Source organism: Ectopseudomonas toyotomiensis (assembly GCF_900115695.1).
Classification (GTDB): domain Bacteria; phylum Pseudomonadota; class Gammaproteobacteria; order Pseudomonadales; family Pseudomonadaceae; genus Aquipseudomonas; species Aquipseudomonas toyotomiensis.
The window spans coordinates 389,978-405,976 of the sequence record NZ_FOXK01000005.1 but is presented as its reverse complement, the minus strand read 5'-3'; the positions used below and the strand labels follow the sequence as shown (position 1 = coordinate 405,976).

Genomic DNA, 15,999 nt, shown 5'->3' with positions numbered 1-15,999 from the left:
TAATAACGTCTCTTACCAGCGCCGTCCTTGCCCATGACCGACACACCCCTGGCTGCACGCCCTCACGACCACTCCCGCTGCGTCAGCCATGCCCTGGCCGAGGCTGAGGCCATCTGCGCGCGCCAAGGCCTGCGCCTGACCGCCCTGCGCAAACGCGTGCTGGAGCTGGTCTGGGCCAGCCACAAGCCGCTCGGCGCCTACGACATTCTCGGCGTATTGAGCGACGAAGACGGTCGCCGCGCCGCACCACCGACGGTTTACCGCGCGCTGGATTTCCTGCTGGAAAACGGCCTGGTACACCGCATCGCCTCGCTCAACGCCTTCGTCGGTTGCAGCCACCCTGAGCATGCGCATCAGGGCCAGTTTCTGATCTGCCGCGCGTGCCATGCGGCGACCGAACTGGAGCAACCGGCGATCAGTCAGGCCATCGTCGACAGTGCAGCCGGCGTCGGTTTCGTCGTCGAAAGCCAGACCGTGGAAGTGGTTGGCCTGTGCGCAGGCTGCAAGGGCACGGCATGAGCGACGCGCTGATCCGTCTCGATGGGGTTGCTGTCAGCTTCAACGGCCAGCCTGTGCTGGACGACGTGCAGCTGAGCGTACAGCCCGGCGAAATCGTCACCCTGATCGGCCCCAATGGCGCCGGCAAGACCACCCTGGTGCGCGTGGTGCTCGGCCTGCTGCAACCAGAACGTGGCAACGTGCGCCGGGCCCCACGCCTGCGCATTGGCTACATGCCGCAGAAGCTGCATGTCGATGCCACCCTGCCGCTGTCGGTGCTGCGTTTCCTGCGTCTGGTGCCGGGTGTGGATCGCACTCGCGCTCAGGCAGCGCTGGCCGAGGTCGGTGCCGAACAGGTGACCGACAGCCCGCTGCAGAGCATTTCCGGGGGCGAGATGCAGCGCGTGCTGCTGGCCCGCGCCCTGCTGCGCGAGCCGCAACTGCTGGTGCTCGACGAGCCGGTGCAGGGCGTCGATGTCGCCGGCCAGGCCGAGCTGTACCGGCTGATCTCGCGGCTGCGCGAGCGCCACGGTTGCGGCGTGCTGATGGTGTCGCACGATCTGCACCTGGTGATGAGCGCCACCGACCAGGTGGTCTGCCTCAACCGCCACGTGTGCTGCTCCGGCCACCCGGAACAGGTCAGTGGCGACCCGGCTTTTATCGAACTGTTCGGCCAGGACGCCAAGAGCCTGGCCGTCTACCACCACCATCATGACCACGCTCACGACCTGCATGGCGGCGTGGTTCAGCCAGGCCTGACCATCCACGGCCCGGCTCACGTTCACGGCCCTGGTTGCAAACACTGATGCCCGATTTCCTGCTCAACGCCCTGCTCGCCGGCCTGACCCTGGCCCTGGTGGCCGGCCCGCTCGGCTCCTTCGTGGTGTGGCGGCGCATGGCCTATTTTGGCGACACCCTGTCCCATGCTGCCCTGCTTGGCGTGGCATTGGGGCTGATGCTGGACGTCAGCCCGACCCTGACGGTGACCGTCGGCTGCGTGCTGCTCGCCGTGCTGCTGGTGACCCTGCAGCAGCGCCAGCCGCTGGCCTCCGACACCCTGCTGGGCATCCTCGCCCACAGCACCCTGTCGCTGGGCCTAGTGGCGCTGAGTTTCATGCATGACGTGCGCATCGACCTGATGAGCTACCTGTTCGGCGACCTGCTCGCCGTCAGCCCCACCGACCTGGCCTGGATCATCGGCGGCAGCGCGCTGGTGCTGGCGCTACTGGCCTGGCTGTGGCGGCCGCTGCTGGCGATCACGGTGCACGAGGAACTGGCGCGGGTCGAAGGCCTGCCGGTGGCGGCGATTCGCCTGGCCCTGATGCTGCTGATTGCCGTAGTGATCGCCGTGGCGATGAAGATCGTCGGCGTATTGCTGATCACCTCGCTGCTGATCATCCCCGCCGCCGCTGCCCAGCGCCACGCACGTACACCGGAGCAGATGGCCGTCGGCGCCAGCCTGCTCGGCCTGCTGGCGGTGTGCTGCGGCCTGGCGCTGTCCTGGTATCAGGACACCCCGGCCGGGCCGTCCATCGTGGTCAGTGCCGCTGCGTTGTTCCTGGCCAGTTTCGCATTACCCAAGCGCAGCGGTTGACGGCGCATCGCGCGTAGCCCGGATGCAATACGGGACAGCTGCGCCAGGTTGTTCCCGGATTGTATCCGGGCTACGGCTCATCTTTGTAACCTCCCCCCCAGCCCTTTCCCATGAATGGGCAAGGGCCCCCGAACAGCGTGAAATCGAGGCCGTAAACCGGTATGATTGCGCGTTTTTTGCACAATTCGAGACGCGTAGTTATGAAGTCGTTCGCTTTTCGTGGTCTTCCGCTTTTTCTGGTTCTACTTCTGGCCGGTTGCCAGAGCAGCCAGCAGCACAGTCTCCCGCCGGTCGACGATCTGGTCGTTGCCTTCCGTCAGCTCGACCTGAGCCTGGCCGAAGAACGCCTCGACGATGCGCGCAGCCAGCTCAGCACGCTGCAGCAACGTGCCAGCCGCGACACGCGCCTGGAGCAGTACCAGCGGCAGCTGGCTGAAGCCTATATGGAGCAGGGCCGCGAAGCGCTGCAGCAGGGCGATCTGGATCGCGCCGCGCAAGCACTGGGCCAGGCACGCAGCCTGATGCCGCAGGCGCCGGCCCTGAGTCACGATCTCAACCAGGCCATCGACAGCGCCCGTACGGCACGCCAGGTGGCTGCCGAGCAACAGGCACGCGATGCAACCGCCAAACTTGATGCCGAGCGCCAGGAGCAACTGCGCCAGCAGCGCCAGGCCAGTGAGCGCCAGGCAGCGGCCAAGGCAGCAGCCGCTCCGGTAGCCGCAAGCCAGCCAGCACCAGTGGTCGAGAGCAAGCCCACAGCGCGCCTGATCGATCCGAACGCCGCCACCAGCAGCGTGGCCATGCCTATGCTGGACAACCAGGACAACGAAAACCTGCGCCGCCTGCTCGACAGCGTGGCGGCGGATGTCGTGACCTTTCGCTGCGCCGTGCGCATCGAAGTACGCGAAGCCAAGGATTATCCCTGGGTCGCGGCGCTGCTCTCGGCACGCATCAAGAAGCTCGACCCGAGCTTTCGTCCGCAGCTGAGCCAGAAGATCGCTCCGCAACAGGTGCCACGCCTGCTGTTGAGCCCAAAGCGCAGCTGATGTCTGTTACTTATCGGTAATGCCATTTTGTAATAACCATAGGCCAACAAAGATTTTCTCGGCCTAAACACCGCCGGGTAAACTAGCGCCCTTTTGCGCCCCACCCGGCGCCCGATGGCCGGCCCCTTCCACCTTGAGGCCCGCCCTTGAACACACCCAAAAGGTCGTTCGCGTGATCCAGTTTCAATCCGTCCACAAAGCCTACCGCGTCGCCGGTCGCGAGATTCCGGCGCTGCAGCCCACCACGCTGCAGGTCGGCAGCGGCCAGGTTTTCGGCATCATCGGCCACTCCGGCGCCGGCAAGAGCACCCTGCTGCGCCTGATCAACCGTTTGGAGGAACCCTCGGGCGGTCGCATCGAGATCGACGGCGTCGACGTCACCGCCCTCGATGCCACCGGCCTGCGCCGCTTCCGCCAGCAGGTCGGGATGATCTTCCAGCACTTCAACCTGCTGTCGTCGAAGACCGTGGCCGACAACATCGCGATGCCGCTGCGCCTGGCCGGCGAGCTGAGCCGCGCCGAGATCGACGCCCGCGTCGCCGAACTACTGGCCCGCGTCGGCCTGCAGGATCATGCCAACAAATACCCGGCGCAGCTCTCCGGCGGGCAGAAGCAGCGCGTCGGCATCGCCCGTGCGCTGAGCACCCGGCCGAAGATCCTGTTGTGCGACGAGGCCACCAGTGCCCTCGACCCGCAGACCACCACCGCCGTGTTGCAACTGCTGGCCGAGATCAACCGTGAACTGGGCCTGACCATCGTGCTGATCACCCATGAGATGGACGTGATCCGCCGCGTCTGCGACCGCGTGGCGGTGATGGATGCTGGTGTCATTGTCGAGGAAGGCCCGGTGGCCGAGGTGTTCCTGCACCCGCAGCACCCGACCACGCGGCGCTTCGTGCAGGAGTCCGAGCATGTCGACGAGGCCGAGCAACGCGATGACTTTGCCCATGTCGAAGGCCGCATCCTGCGCCTGACCTTCCAGGGCGAAGCCACCTACGCCCCGCTGCTGGGCACCGTGGCCCGCGAGGCCGGTGTGGACTACAGCATCCTTGCCGGGCGCATCGACCGCATCAAGGACACCCCCTACGGCCAGCTCACCCTGGCCCTGACCGGTGGCGACATCGACGCCGCGCTGGCGCGCTTCGAAGCCGCCGACGTGCATCTGGAGGTACTGCGCTGATGCTCGAACAACTGCTACCCAACGTGTTCTGGCCGGAAATCTGGCAGGCCAGCCTCGACACTCTGAACATGCTGCTCGGCTCGATGCTGTTCACCGTGCTGCTCGGCCTGCCGCTCGGCGTGCTGCTGTTCCTCACCGGTCCGCGCCAGTTGTTCGAGCAGAAGGCCCTGTACGGCGCGCTGTCGCTGGTGGTGAACATCCTGCGCTCGGTGCCCTTCGTCATCCTCTTGATTCTGATGATCCCCTTCACCGAGCTGCTGGTCGGCACCTCGCTGGGCGTGGCCGGCGCCATCCCGCCGCTGGTGGTCGGCGCCACGCCGTTCTTCGCCCGCCTGGTGGAAACCGCCCTGCGCGAGGTCGAGCGCGGCATCATCGAAGCGACCCAGGCCATGGGTGCCACTACCTGGCAGATCATCACCCGCGCGCTGTTGCCCGAGGCGTTGCCCGGCCTGCTCGCGGCCACTACCGTCACCGCGATTACCCTGGTGTCCTACACCGCCATGAGCGGCCTGATCGGCGGCGGTGGCCTCGGCGACCTGGCCGTGCGCTATGGCTACCAGCGCTACCAGCCGGACGTGATGGCCGTGACCGTGATCCTGCTGCTGATTCTGGTGCAGGTGCTGCAGATGGTCGGTGATCGCCTCGTCGTACATTTTTCTCGCAAGTGATTATGAAAAGCGGCGACTCGCCACCCGCGAGAACCGCGCCAACCTTCCCAAAAGGAACCTTGAAATGAAGAAGCTGCTGACTGCCATCGCCGCCTGCGCGGCTTTCTCGGCCCAGGCCGAAACCCTCAACGTCGCCGCCACCCCGGTGCCGCACGCGGAGATCCTCGAATTCGTCAAACCGGCCCTGGCCAAAGAAGGCGTGGAGCTGAAGGTGCGCGTGTTCACCGATTACGTGCAGCCCAACCTGCAGGTGCAGCAGAAGAACCTCGACGCCAACTTCTTCCAGCACCAGCCGTATCTGGACGAGTTCAATGCCAGCCGCAAGACCGAGCTGGTCAGCGTTGCTGGTGTGCACGTCGAGCCCTTCGGCGCCTACTCCAGCAAGATCAAGAACCTGAACGAGCTGCCGCAAGGCGCCACCGTGGCCATCCCCAACGACGCCACCAACGGCGGCCGCGCTCTGCTGCTGCTGCAGAAGGCCGGCGTGATCACGCTCAAGCCGGAAGCCGGCATCCTCGCCACGCCGAAGGACATCGTCGAGAACCCCAAGGCGATCAAGGTGCGTGAACTGGAAGCGGCCACTCTGCCGCGCGTGCTGAGCCAGGTCGACCTCGCCCTGATCAACACCAACTACGCCCTGGAAGCCAAGCTGAACCCGACCCAGGACGCCCTGGCCATCGAAGGCAGCGACTCGCCGTACGTCAACATCCTGGTGACCCGCGCCGACAACAAGGACAGCGACGCCGTGCAGAAGCTGGTCAAGGCCCTGCATAGCGCCGAGGTCAAGCAGTTCATCGAAGAGAAGTACAAAGGCGCCGTCGTGCCGGCGTTCTGATCGCCGCTGACGCTGTACCCGATGCCGCGCCGCTGCAAAGCTGCGCGGCATTTTTATGCGTGGAATGTGTCGGCCAACCCGTGGGGTGCGCCGTGCGCACCGGGGCGCAACGCAGCCACCGCCCCGGATTGCATCCGGACTACGATCGTCCGAAATCGTCGGTGCGCACGGCGCACCCTACCTGGCTCTGGGTTTTTCCGGCCGCGTCCAGATAAACAACGCGCCGCAACTCATGCCGGCAGCAGCGAACAGCACGGAAGGCAGATGATTGACGGTCAGCAGCAGGATGGTCAGCGCCAGCAGCATGCTGCCACTGGCCACCCACTTGGTGCGCCGGGCGATCAGGCCGCCGTTTTTCCAGTCACGCAGCAGCGGGCCGAACACCCGATGATTCTCCAGCCAGGCGGCCAGGCGCGGCGAACTGCGCGACGCCGCCCATGCCGCCAGCAGGACGAACTCGGTGGTGGGCAGGCCCGGCAGTATCACCCCGAGCATGGCCATGCCGATGCTCAGGTAAGCCAGCAGCAGCCATAGCCAGCGCTGCCAGGCCGAACGCGCCAGGGTGGCTTCAGGCAAAGCAGCGTTCCAGGTGTACGGTAAAGCGCTCGAAGGCCGCGATGGCCGCCGCCTCGGCCAGACGCTCCTGCTCGGCATCCAGCTCGACGCTGTCGAGCACGGCGGTAAAGGCCTTCCAGCCCTGCGCACGACCACCTTCCGGCTCGCCCAGGTGACGCGCGCCAAAGGTTTCACTGAGGCCCAGCGCCGGCATGCGTTTGAGCAGGAAGGCGGCGCCCAGCTTGGAACCTTCGGAAACGAACAACCAGGCCAGCGCCTCGCCGATGCCCATGGCCTTGTTGCGGATGCTGTCATCGCCCTCAGGCAGCGCGCGCTGTAGATCGGCCAGGTCCAGCACAGCCTGCTGGACGCGGCAGCGCTGCGGCAGATCAGGCACCAGCTTGATCAACTCCGGGTCGTTATAGAGTTTTTCCAGGTCACGCTGGAACAGATACTGGGCGGCCACGAAATGGGAAAATCGCTCAGGGCTAGCGAAAGGATCATGGCTCTTGACCAGGTTGTCGAGGTGACTGTGCGGCTCGTGGGTGATCTGGTTCAGGCGCTGCGAACGCAGCGGATGGGACAGTTGCGAAGAGGCGGTCATGGAAAGCTCGCTGATTACTGGCATGAAGTAAGGCAGCCCGTCTCTGCACCGCTCGATGAAGCGCGCAGGACGTTCGACCGCCACTGCCTTATAAAGACGAACGAACCTGCCAAGCTCCGTAAAAATAAAGCGAAACGGGGATATGGCGCTGCAGAAGGGCTTCCTGCTGCGCTCGCTAGCCGGCCTTATTAAAAGTGATTATTATTCACATCGTAGTCGGCGAACCAGGCTTGCCAGTGACCATCCCCAATCTAGACAGCGTATTCATCAGCCAGCGCACCCCGCTGTTGCGCACGCTGGTGAAAATCGTCAAGAACGCCAGCATCGCCGAGGAGCTGGTGCAGGAAACCTACCTGCGGGTCGCCCGTAGCCTGCGCGACAAACCGGTCGATCACCTCGAGCCCTTTCTCTTCCAGACGGGTCGCAATCTGGCGCTCGACCACTTGCGCCGCGAGCGCATGCAGTCGCGCACCATGCTCGACGACGTGCCGGACGAAATCATGCAGGCTGTTCCCGCTCCGGGTTCATCCAGCGAAGACAGTCTGCACGCCGAACGCCTGCTGCAACGACTGGGCAACACACTGGAGCAGTTGAGCGAACGCCAGCAACGCATCTTCATCCTCAGCCGTCTGCATGGCCAGGGTTACGCGGAGATCGCTGCAGAGCTCGGTGTATCGACCAGCACGGTGCAGAAAGAACTGAAACTGATCATGACCCTGTGCATGACACTGATCGAGCGCCTCGCGCCTCCGACATGAGCGACTATCGTTCCCCCGCACCTTCGGCCAGAATATTGCCCCCCGGTTTCGAGAGCAGCCCGATGCACCAGCAGCAGGGAACCCCCACCGACAGCGACGAATCGCTGAGCCAGGCGCTGGACTGGCTGCTTCTGCTGGAAAATGCGGACGATGATTGCCGGGCGCGATTCGCCGAGTGGCTGGCCGCCTCCCCTGCCAATGCCGAGGCATTCGGGCGCGTGCAGCAGTGCTGGCAATCGCCCACACTGGTCAGCGCAGCCGCGCGCCTGCAGCAGCGCAGGCAACCGGCGCCCAAGCGCTCGCGGCGCATCAGGGGGGCACTGGCGATCGCCGCCTCGCTGCTGCTGGTGGTCGGCATCACCCTTCAAAGTGATCTGCTGCTGCGCCTGCGCGCCGATCATGTCACGGCCGTTGGCCAGCGCCAGAGTCTGGATCTGGCCGATGGCTCGCACGTACTGCTCAACACCGGCAGTGCATTCTCCAGCCAGATCGACGCGAGTCAGCGCGTCACGCAACTGCTCAGAGGCGAAGCCTATTTCGATGTCACCAAGGACAGCAGTCGTCCATTTCAGGTGACCGCTGGCCCCGTTCTGATATCGGTACGCGGCACCGCATTCTCCGTGCGCTATCTCGACGATGCCGCCGAAGTCAGCGTCGAACGCGGCGAGATCGAGGTGCATGCGCGCGGCAACGACACGCGCATCTACCTGGCAAGCGGCGACAGCATCCGCGTTGGCCCGGACGGTGTCGGCAAGCGCATCCACGGCGCCACAGCCCATCAGCTGGCGTGGGTTCACGGCCGTCTGATCTTCGATGACCGCCCTTTGCACGAAGTGCTGGCTGAACTGCGCCGCTACTACCCCGGCTGGATCATCAACCGCAACGCCGAACTGGATGATCTGCGCATCACCGGCAACTATCGCCTAAGCGACCCCGCCGACATCATGCGCTCGCTGGCGCAGGTGACCTCGGCGCAGCTACAAGAGTACCCATCGCTGCTGATTCTCAACTGAGAAAAAGAATTTTTACGCTCAGTAAGGGTTTCGTTCGTCCCGTCAGAACAATGCAAACAATTCGCATTAACTGACCTTCCGACGACACCCGCAGAGAGCACAACGATGCCCCTTCACACCAGGCGCCCGCATTTCCCGCGACTGTCCACCGCCAGCCTGTCGCTGCTGGCCCTCTCCATCGCCTGCGCCGGCCTGCCACTGGCCCATGCTGCCGAGCTGGCGCCAGCGGCCCAGCAGCAGAGCCAGAGCGGTTACCGCTTCGCCATCGAGCGCCAGCCACTGGTCTCTGCGCTGAACGCATTCAGCGACGTCACGGGGTGGCAGATCGGCCTGCCGGCACAATTGGCCGAGGGTATCGACTCGCCGGGAACCAGCGGCCGCCAATCACCGGAACTGGCCCTGGCGCGCCTGCTCGAAGGCACCGGTTTGAGCTACCGCAGCGTTGGGGAACGCAGCGTGGTGCTGGTGAAGAACCCTGCGCAATCGCTCGCACTGCAGCCGACGACGGTCACCGCTACACGTCACGAGCAAAGCGTGAATGACGTTCCCGTATCGGTAAGCGTGCTCGGTCGCGAGCAACTCGACCAGCAGAACGTCAATAGCATCAAGGATCTTGTACGCAACGAGCCCGGCGTCTCCGTCGGTGGTGCCGGCCAGCGTGCCGGCATCACTGGCTACAACATTCGTGGTATCGATGGTGACCGCGTGCTGACGCAGGTCGATGGCGTCGAGGTACCGGCCAGCTTCTTCAACGGCCCCTACGCCCAGACCCATCGCAACTATGTCGATCCAGAAATCGTCAAACGCGTGGAGATTCTTCGTGGCCCGGCTTCAGCCCTGTACGGCAGCAGTGCCATTGGCGGCGCAGTAAGCTATTTCACCCTCGATGCCGACGACATCATCAAAGACGGCAAGGATGCAGGCGCACGCCTGAAAACCGGTTACAGCTCGGCCGACGACAGCTGGCTGACCTCGGCCACCGTTGCCGGTCGCCATGAACAGTTCGACGCCCTGCTGCATCTGTCCCAGCGCAACGGCCACGAAACCGAGTCCTACGGCAGCACTGGCGGCACCGGCCTGGGTCGCACCGAGGCCAACCCCGAAGACGTACGCACCACCAACCTGCTGGCCAAGCTCGGCTGGAACTACAACGACAGTGATCGCCTGCAACTGACCTACGAGAAGTACAAGAGCGACCGCGACACCAATCAGCTCAGCGCTGTAGGCGGGCCGTTCAACGCCGGCAGCGGCTTCAACTACTACGAATCGCGCAAGGGCAATGACACCATTACCCGCGAGCGCTTCGGCCTGGAGCACAGCCTGGTTGTGGACAGTTTGCTGGCTGACAAACTGAAGTGGAGCCTGAACTACCAGGTGGCGAAAACCGACCAGAACACAGCTGAGCACTATGTGCCGAAAAGCTTCATGACCGGAGCGGCCACCCGTAACGTCATGCGCTACCGCGACACCACGTACAAAGATCGCCAATGGGTCTTCGATATGCAGCTCGACAAGGCCTTCAGCCTCGGCCAGACCGACCACCTGCTGACCTACGGCACCACCCTCAAGCGCGAAGAAGTCACCGGGCTGCGTACTGGCCAAGGCATCTGCCTGCAGGTGCTGAGCGCCAGCTGCACCAGCGTCGGCGCTATCAGTACCAACACCTCTGACACCCTGACACCGCAGAGCGACTTCCCCGATCCGACCATCAAAACCTACAGCCTCTTCGCTCAGGACGAAATCCGCTGGGACCAGTGGACCTTCCTGCCCGGCCTGCGCTACGACTACACCCGTATGAGGCCGGAGCTGACAGACGAGTTTCTCGCCACGGTCACCAGCAGCGGTGTGACCGAGTACAGCGACGATGAAAAAACCTGGCACCGCGTCTCGCCGAAGCTCGGCATCACCTATGCCTTCGACGATCATTACACCTGGTTCGGCCAGTATGCCGAGGGTTTCCGCACCCCTACGGCCAAGGCACTGTATGGGCGTTTCGAGAACGTCGCCGGCGGCTACACCGTCGAGCCTAATCCGAACCTGGAACCCGAGAAGAGTCGCGGCGTGGAGACAGGCTTGCGCGGCCAGTTCGAGGGCGGCAGCTTCGACATAGCGGTGTTCTACAACCGCTACCGCAACTTCATCGACGAAAACGCCATCACCGCCAACAGCACCGCACTAGCCTTTCAATCGCAGAACATCAGCCATGCCAGCATTCGCGGTGTGGAGGTCAAGGGCCGCTTGAACCTGGACAGCTTCGGCGCTCTTCCAGGTCTCTACACGCAAGGTTCGATTGCCTATGCCCGTGGTCGTAACGACGACACTGGCGAAGCACTCAACAGTGTCAACCCGCTGACTGGCGTATTTGGCCTGGGCTACGAGCAGGAGCGTTTCGGCGGTCTGCTGAACTGGACCCTGGTCAAGCGCAAGACGCGTATCGACGACAGCAGCTTCAACAGACCGGACGGCAGCAGCAGCCAGTTCGCCAGCCCCGGCTTCGGTATCCTCGACCTTACTGGCTACTACAAGGTGACCGACGACCTTACCGTTAACGCCGGCCTGTATAACCTGACCGACAAGAAGTATTGGCTGTGGGATGACGTGCGTGGCTACGACGCCGTTGGCGAAGCAGGTGTGACCAGCCCCGCCAACCTCGACCGCCTGACCCAGCCGGGGCGTAACTTCGCGATCAATCTGGTCTGGGACATCTGAGCCTGCAGCCGGAAGTGACCGCAACCGTCACTTCCGGCGCAGACAGCAGCGCGCCGCCCTTATCCAGGCGCCTCTCTCAACTCAAGACAGTTCAACAAGCAATCCAATGCCGGCTGTCGCTGTGCACGGCGCACCAGGGCGACCAGCTCGCGATGGAAGGTCAGCTCGCCCAGCTCGATCACCCGCAGGCGCGTCGGTCTTTGCAGCCACAGGCCCGCACGCGGTACCAGGGCGACGCCCATGCCGTTTTCCACCAGACGCACGATGGCTTCCAGTTCATCCAGCTCCAGCGCCTCGCGCACGTCCAGGCGTTGCTCACGCAGAAAGCGGGTCACCTGGCGCCCGCCGAACGAAGCGCGGTCGTAGCGCACGAAAGGCTGCTCGGCGAGCAGGCGCAATGGGTCGTCTCCATCCACATGCAGCGGTGCGATCAGCACGAAGGGCTCGCGCGCCAGCGGTACTTCCAGCAACTCCTTGGGCAAGGCAAACGGCGGCTTGATCAACAACGCCAGATCCAGCTCACCCGCATCCAGCTGGCTGAACAGCTGCAAGGACACACCCGGCACCAGCTTCAGTTCGACCCGCGGTGCCAGTTGCCGAAAGCGTGGCAGCGCCTCGGCCAGCAGGCCGGTCTGCAAGGTGGCGATGGCGCCGACGCGCAGCTCGCCCTGCCACTGATCGGCGGCCGGCGGCAGCGCCATCTGCGCGTACAGCGCGAGCATCTGCTCGGCCAGTGGCAGGGCGTGGCGGCCGGCGGCATTGAGCACGGCGGCGCGACCGCTGCGGTCGAACAGGCGCACGCCGAGGTGCTGCTCGAGTACGCGCATCTGCGCACTGACCGCCGACTGGGTCAGCCCCACCTGCTGACCCGCAGCAGCGAAGGTACCCAGGCGAGCGACGGTGATGAAGGTTTTCAGTTCACGCAGCATCGGCGCCTCGAATGATCAAAATTATTTGAGCTTGTTAGCAACAATATTCGCTTTCCCACAATTTCGCTGTTGATAGGCTGGAGCGAAAACTCGACAGAGGTATTACGTGATGGCCCTTGCTCCCTTTCACCTGGCGATTCCCGTCTACGACCTGGCTGCCGCTCGGCATTTCTACGGCGAGGTGTTCGGCTGCGCCGAAGGGCGCAGCAGCGAGCACTGGGTGGACTTCGATTTCTATGGCCATCAATTGGTCATCCACGAAGCGCCGAAGATGGCCTACCAGGAAGCAGCCGTAAGCAACCCGGTGGATGGACACGACGTGCCGGTGCCGCACTTCGGTGTGGTCCTAGGCTGGGCCGACTGGGAAGCGCTGGCCGAGCGCCTGCGCAGCCGCGAGACGCAGTTCGTCATCGAGCCCTACGTGCGCTTCAAGGGCCAAGTCGGCGAGCAGGCGACCATGTTCCTTCTCGATCCCTGTGGCAACGCTCTGGAGTTCAAGGCGTTCAAGGACATCGGCCAGCTGTTCGCCAAGTAAGCGCGCGCTGCCCGGGTAGCGAGCAAGCGCCGCTCAATCCAATGGGTTGTCGAGCTGCGCGCGCAGCAGCTCGGCGAAGGCGCTGGCCTCCACCGGGCGGCTGATCAGATAACCCTGAATCTCGTCGCAGTCCTGGCTCTTGAGAAAGTCCATCTGCGCCTGGGTTTCCACACCTTCAGCCACCACCTTCAACTCCAGGCTGTGGGCCATGGCGATGATCGCGCGGGTGATCGCCGCGTCCTCGCCACCGGGCGAGAGATCACGGATGAAAGTCTGGTCGATCTTCACGTAATGCACCGGGAAACGCTTGAGGTAGCTGAGCGAGGAATAGCCGGTGCCGAAGTCGTCGATAGCCAGTTTGACCCCCAGCTCACGCAACTGACGGAAGGTGACGATGACGCTGTCGACGTTATCCAGCAGTTGGCTTTCGGTCAGCTCCAGCTCCAGGTACTGAGGCGCCAGGCCGGTTTCTTCCAGCACCTGGCGCACCAGGCTGGTGAGGTTGCCCTGGCGCAACTGGTGCACCGAGATATTCACCGACACTCGTATCTGCGCCAGCCCTTCCTGCTGCCATTGGCGCGCCTGACGGCAGGCCTGACGCAGCACGAACTCACCAATCGGCGCGATCAACCCGGTCTCTTCGGCCAGGCCGATGAACTCGCCAGGCGCCACCATGCCTTGCTGCGGATGGCGCCAGCGCACCAGCGCCTCGGCGGCGTTGAGCTGGTCGTCGGCGAGGTTCAGCTTGGGCTGGTAGAACACTTCCAGTTGGCCTTCGTCGATGGCCTTGCGCAGCTGGTTCTCCAGTTGCAGGCGCTCCAGGGTGCAAGCCTGCAGGTTGTCGGTGAAGAACTGGAAGGTGTTACCACCCAGGTGCTTGGCATGCTGCACGGCCATGTTGGCCTGGCTGATCAATGCGCTGATCTCGCGGGCGTAGTCCGGCAGCAGACTGATACCCAGCGAGGCGCTGATCACCAGCTCGTGGCCGCCGACGGTCATCGGCACACGCAACTTGGCCAGCAGCCGACTGGCCACCCGCGCCAGACTGGAGAGGCTGCCGTAGGCGTCGAGGATGATGGCGAACTCGTCGCCCGAGAGCCGTGCGATGCAGTCGGCCTCCGGTACGGCCTGGGTCAGGCGACGACTCATCTGGCGTAGCAACTGGTCCGCCACCTCATGGCCGAGGCTGTCGTTGAGCAGCTTGAAACGGTCCAGGTCGATATGCACCAGGGCGATGCTGCGCCCGCTCTGGCGGGCGCGCTGGCTGGCATCGTGCAGACGCTCCTTGAACAGGCTGCGGTTGGCCAGGCCGGTCAGGTCGTCGTAGTGCGACAGATAGCGCAGGCGCTCCTCGGCCTCGCGCCGCGCACTGAGATCGGCGAAGAAACCGACGATATGATTGGGCCGACCCGTTGCATCGCGCACCAGGTTGAGCTGCAGCCATTGCGGGTAGAGCTCGCCGCTCTTGCGTGTCTCGATCAGCTCGCCCTGCCAGGTGCCGCTGCTGTCCAGCTCCTGGCGGATCATCTGGTATTGCCGGCGCATCTCGCGGCTGCCGATCAGGCTGGTCACCGTGCGCCCGACCACCTCTTCGCGGCTGTAACCGGTCACCGCGCTGAACGCGCGGTTTACTGCCAGCACGCGGTAGTCGGGGTCGAGAATGAAGATGCCTTCACTGGCGGCTTCGAACACCGTCGCCGCCAGGCGCTGCTGTTGCTCCTGCTGACGCCGCGCGCTGACATCGCGCCGCGTGCCGAGCATGCGCCGTACACGGCCGCTGGCATCGCGCTCGACCGCACGGCCGCGGTCCTCGACCCAGACCCAGTGACCATCGACATGGCGCACGCGGTATTCGATCTGATAATCCTCGCTGCGCCCCTTGAGATGCCGGACCAGCGCCCGGCGCAGCCCCGGCAGGTCATCCGGGTGCAGGCGCGGGGTCAGGTCACGCAGCATCACCTGCACCTGGCCCGGTTCCAGACCGAACAGCTCGCGCAGGTGCGAGTGGTGCACCTGATCACTTTCCAGATCCCAGTCCCACAGCCCCAGCTCGCTGGCCTCCAACGCCAGGGCCAGGCGCGCCTGGCTCTTGCCCAGGGCATGGGTCGCTTCGTCCAGCTCCAGGGTACGTTCGGCCACGCGCATTTCCAACTCGCCATGGGCGCCGCGCAATTCGCGCTCGGCACGACGACGCTGCTCCACCTCACGCGCCAGTTCTTCATTGAGCCCTTCGGCACGCTGCTTGGCGTGCTCCAGGTTGCTGATCAGCGCCAGGTTGTGAAACCGCTGCAGCAAGCTGCGCTGCACCAGGCGATTGACCTGCCATGCCACCACCAGCAGGGCGAGCAACAGCATTACGCTGAGCAGCCCCCAACCACGTTGCAGGCCGCTGCCGGAGAGCAGCAGGAAGCCGGCCGACGGCAGCAGGCAGGGCAAGGCGAAGGTGAGGAAGGCTGACAGACTGACGGCATAAGCCACGCTGGCCGAAAGAATCGCTGCGGCAATCAGGCCGTAGACCAGGGCCTGCTGGTAGAACACATCGGTGGGCACCAGCACGATCACGGCGAAGGCGAGGGTCAACCCGGACGCACCAGCACCAAAAAGGAAGATGCGTCGCCAGTAGGGCTCGGCCTGGCGACTCGGCAGCGCCTCGTTGAAGGCATTCACCTGGGTCAGGCGCAACAGCGCCAGCAGCACTACCCAGCCCAGCCAGGCAGCCAGCATCGGTGCGCTCTGCTGACTCCACAGCAACAGGCTGCAGGCCAGGCCGACCAGCAGCATGAGCAACGTGGGCAGGCGCGACCCCTGGAACAACAGGCGGGTACGCTCGACGGCAATATCCGTGGCGAACTGACGTTCAGCCTGATGCGGGTCCAGCGTCACCTCTTGAACTACGGCGCTAGTCGTGGCGGTCATAGGCGATTTTCTTGTAATGGTTGCCTAAGGGTATTGGACGCTTTTTGCGACGCCCCCAACCCTGACGTCGCGGGAGAATACCCGAGACAGACGCTGTGCCCAACAACGATGTGGGCAATTTCACGGCTTGGCGCCCATCTTTTGGCGGGCACCGGCAGA

Annotated in this window: 15 protein-coding genes; 11 read left to right on the top strand and 4 right to left on the bottom strand. The window is 64.3% G+C overall.

The window, feature by feature from the left end:
• The first annotated feature begins 33 nt into the window (after nucleotides 1–33).
• The 7 genes from zur to BM186_RS12850 all read left to right on the top strand — a co-directional run bounded on the left by zur (nucleotide 34) and on the right by BM186_RS12850 (nucleotide 5,821).
• On the top strand, nucleotides 34–519 hold the full coding sequence (zur, locus tag BM186_RS12880) for a zinc uptake transcriptional repressor Zur (protein ID WP_072425248.1): 486 nt from the start codon (nucleotides 34–36) through the stop codon (nucleotides 517–519).
• Nucleotides 516–1,304, top strand: coding sequence for a zinc ABC transporter ATP-binding protein ZnuC (gene znuC / locus BM186_RS12875; RefSeq protein ID WP_074915732.1), 789 nt, complete (start codon nucleotides 516–518; stop codon nucleotides 1,302–1,304). Before zur ends, znuC begins: the two co-directional genes overlap by 4 nt.
• Nucleotides 1,304–2,092: a zinc ABC transporter permease subunit ZnuB gene (znuB, locus tag BM186_RS12870; RefSeq protein ID WP_021487357.1), complete on the top strand. Its 789-nt coding sequence runs from the start codon at nucleotides 1,304–1,306 to the stop codon at nucleotides 2,090–2,092. The genes znuC and znuB overlap by 1 nt, the downstream gene beginning before the upstream one ends.
• Before the next feature lie 200 nt (nucleotides 2,093–2,292).
• On the top strand, nucleotides 2,293–3,138 hold the full coding sequence (locus BM186_RS12865) for a PA5502 family lipoprotein (protein WP_074915722.1): 846 nt from the start codon (nucleotides 2,293–2,295) through the stop codon (nucleotides 3,136–3,138).
• Between the two features lie 172 nt (nucleotides 3,139–3,310).
• A complete protein-coding gene (locus BM186_RS12860) occupies nucleotides 3,311–4,318 on the top strand; it encodes a methionine ABC transporter ATP-binding protein (protein WP_074915720.1) in 1,008 nt (335 codons plus the stop codon).
• Nucleotides 4,318–4,986, top strand: coding sequence for a methionine ABC transporter permease (locus BM186_RS12855; RefSeq protein WP_012020239.1), 669 nt, complete (start codon nucleotides 4,318–4,320; stop codon nucleotides 4,984–4,986). The genes BM186_RS12860 and BM186_RS12855 overlap by 1 nt, the downstream gene beginning before the upstream one ends.
• Before the next feature lie 64 nt (nucleotides 4,987–5,050).
• Nucleotides 5,051–5,821, top strand: coding sequence for a MetQ/NlpA family ABC transporter substrate-binding protein (locus tag BM186_RS12850; RefSeq protein ID WP_074915718.1), 771 nt, complete (start codon nucleotides 5,051–5,053; stop codon nucleotides 5,819–5,821).
• A 177-nt stretch (nucleotides 5,822–5,998) separates the two neighbouring features.
• On the opposite strand, the gene BM186_RS12845 is transcribed toward BM186_RS12850, so the two are convergent.
• Both BM186_RS12845 and BM186_RS12840 read right to left on the bottom strand, forming a co-directional pair.
• Complete coding sequence (locus BM186_RS12845) at nucleotides 5,999–6,397, bottom strand: YbaN family protein (protein ID WP_074915716.1); 399 nt, start codon at nucleotides 6,395–6,397, stop codon at nucleotides 5,999–6,001.
• Nucleotides 6,390–6,980, bottom strand: coding sequence for a biliverdin-producing heme oxygenase (locus tag BM186_RS12840; RefSeq protein ID WP_074915715.1), 591 nt, complete (start codon nucleotides 6,978–6,980; stop codon nucleotides 6,390–6,392). Before BM186_RS12840 ends, BM186_RS12845 begins: the two co-directional genes overlap by 8 nt.
• A 236-nt stretch (nucleotides 6,981–7,216) precedes the next feature.
• Between BM186_RS12840 and BM186_RS12835 the strand changes: the two genes are divergently transcribed.
• The 3 genes from BM186_RS12835 to BM186_RS12825 all read left to right on the top strand — a co-directional run bounded on the left by BM186_RS12835 (nucleotide 7,217) and on the right by BM186_RS12825 (nucleotide 11,460).
• Entirely contained in the window at nucleotides 7,217–7,738 is a 522-nt protein-coding gene (locus tag BM186_RS12835) for an RNA polymerase sigma factor (RefSeq protein WP_074915714.1), read from the top strand.
• A gap of 62 nt (nucleotides 7,739–7,800) precedes the next feature.
• On the top strand, nucleotides 7,801–8,751 hold the full coding sequence (locus BM186_RS12830) for a FecR family protein (protein WP_074915712.1): 951 nt from the start codon (nucleotides 7,801–7,803) through the stop codon (nucleotides 8,749–8,751).
• A 105-nt stretch (nucleotides 8,752–8,856) separates the two neighbouring features.
• A complete protein-coding gene (locus BM186_RS12825; RefSeq protein WP_074915711.1) occupies nucleotides 8,857–11,460 on the top strand; it encodes a TonB-dependent receptor in 2,604 nt (867 codons plus the stop codon).
• Between the two features lie 59 nt (nucleotides 11,461–11,519).
• Here the strand turns inward: BM186_RS12825 and BM186_RS12820 are convergent, their stop codons facing one another.
• Complete coding sequence (locus tag BM186_RS12820) at nucleotides 11,520–12,389, bottom strand: LysR family transcriptional regulator (RefSeq protein WP_074915709.1); 870 nt, start codon at nucleotides 12,387–12,389, stop codon at nucleotides 11,520–11,522.
• A gap of 109 nt (nucleotides 12,390–12,498) precedes the next feature.
• Here BM186_RS12820 and BM186_RS12815 point away from each other — a divergent pair, with 109 nt between their 5' ends.
• Nucleotides 12,499–12,924 (top strand): VOC family protein, encoded by a 426-nt coding sequence (locus tag BM186_RS12815; RefSeq protein WP_074915707.1) that lies wholly within the window; start codon nucleotides 12,499–12,501, stop codon nucleotides 12,922–12,924.
• Between the two features lie 33 nt (nucleotides 12,925–12,957).
• Here BM186_RS12815 and BM186_RS12810 read toward each other — a convergent pair whose 3' ends face one another.
• A complete protein-coding gene (locus BM186_RS12810; RefSeq protein ID WP_074915705.1) occupies nucleotides 12,958–15,840 on the bottom strand; it encodes a GGDEF and EAL domain-containing protein in 2,883 nt (960 codons plus the stop codon).
• Nucleotides 15,841–15,999: the final 159 nt, after the last annotated feature.

What these genes read in the sequence shown, in the direction of transcription:
- BM186_RS12820 (WP_074915709.1), bottom strand. Translation starts at nt 12,389, where the DNA reads ATGCTGCGTGAACTGAAAACCTTCATCACCGTCGCTCGCCTGGGTACC.
- BM186_RS12815 (WP_074915707.1), top strand. Translation starts at nt 12,499, where the DNA reads ATGGCCCTTGCTCCCTTTCACCTGGCGATTCCCGTCTACGACCTGGCT.
- BM186_RS12865 (WP_074915722.1), top strand. Translation starts at nt 2,293, where the DNA reads ATGAAGTCGTTCGCTTTTCGTGGTCTTCCGCTTTTTCTGGTTCTACTT.
- znuB (WP_021487357.1), top strand. Translation starts at nt 1,304, where the DNA reads ATGCCCGATTTCCTGCTCAACGCCCTGCTCGCCGGCCTGACCCTGGCC.
- BM186_RS12810 (WP_074915705.1), bottom strand. Translation starts at nt 15,840, where the DNA reads ATGACCGCCACGACTAGCGCCGTAGTTCAAGAGGTGACGCTGGACCCG.
- BM186_RS12855 (WP_012020239.1), top strand. Translation starts at nt 4,318, where the DNA reads ATGCTCGAACAACTGCTACCCAACGTGTTCTGGCCGGAAATCTGGCAG.
- znuC (WP_074915732.1), top strand. Translation starts at nt 516, where the DNA reads ATGAGCGACGCGCTGATCCGTCTCGATGGGGTTGCTGTCAGCTTCAAC.
- BM186_RS12830 (WP_074915712.1), top strand. Translation starts at nt 7,801, where the DNA reads ATGCACCAGCAGCAGGGAACCCCCACCGACAGCGACGAATCGCTGAGC.
- BM186_RS12825 (WP_074915711.1), top strand. Translation starts at nt 8,857, where the DNA reads ATGCCCCTTCACACCAGGCGCCCGCATTTCCCGCGACTGTCCACCGCC.
- zur (WP_072425248.1), top strand. Translation starts at nt 34, where the DNA reads ATGACCGACACACCCCTGGCTGCACGCCCTCACGACCACTCCCGCTGC.
- BM186_RS12850 (WP_074915718.1), top strand. Translation starts at nt 5,051, where the DNA reads ATGAAGAAGCTGCTGACTGCCATCGCCGCCTGCGCGGCTTTCTCGGCC.
- BM186_RS12840 (WP_074915715.1), bottom strand. Translation starts at nt 6,980, where the DNA reads ATGACCGCCTCTTCGCAACTGTCCCATCCGCTGCGTTCGCAGCGCCTG.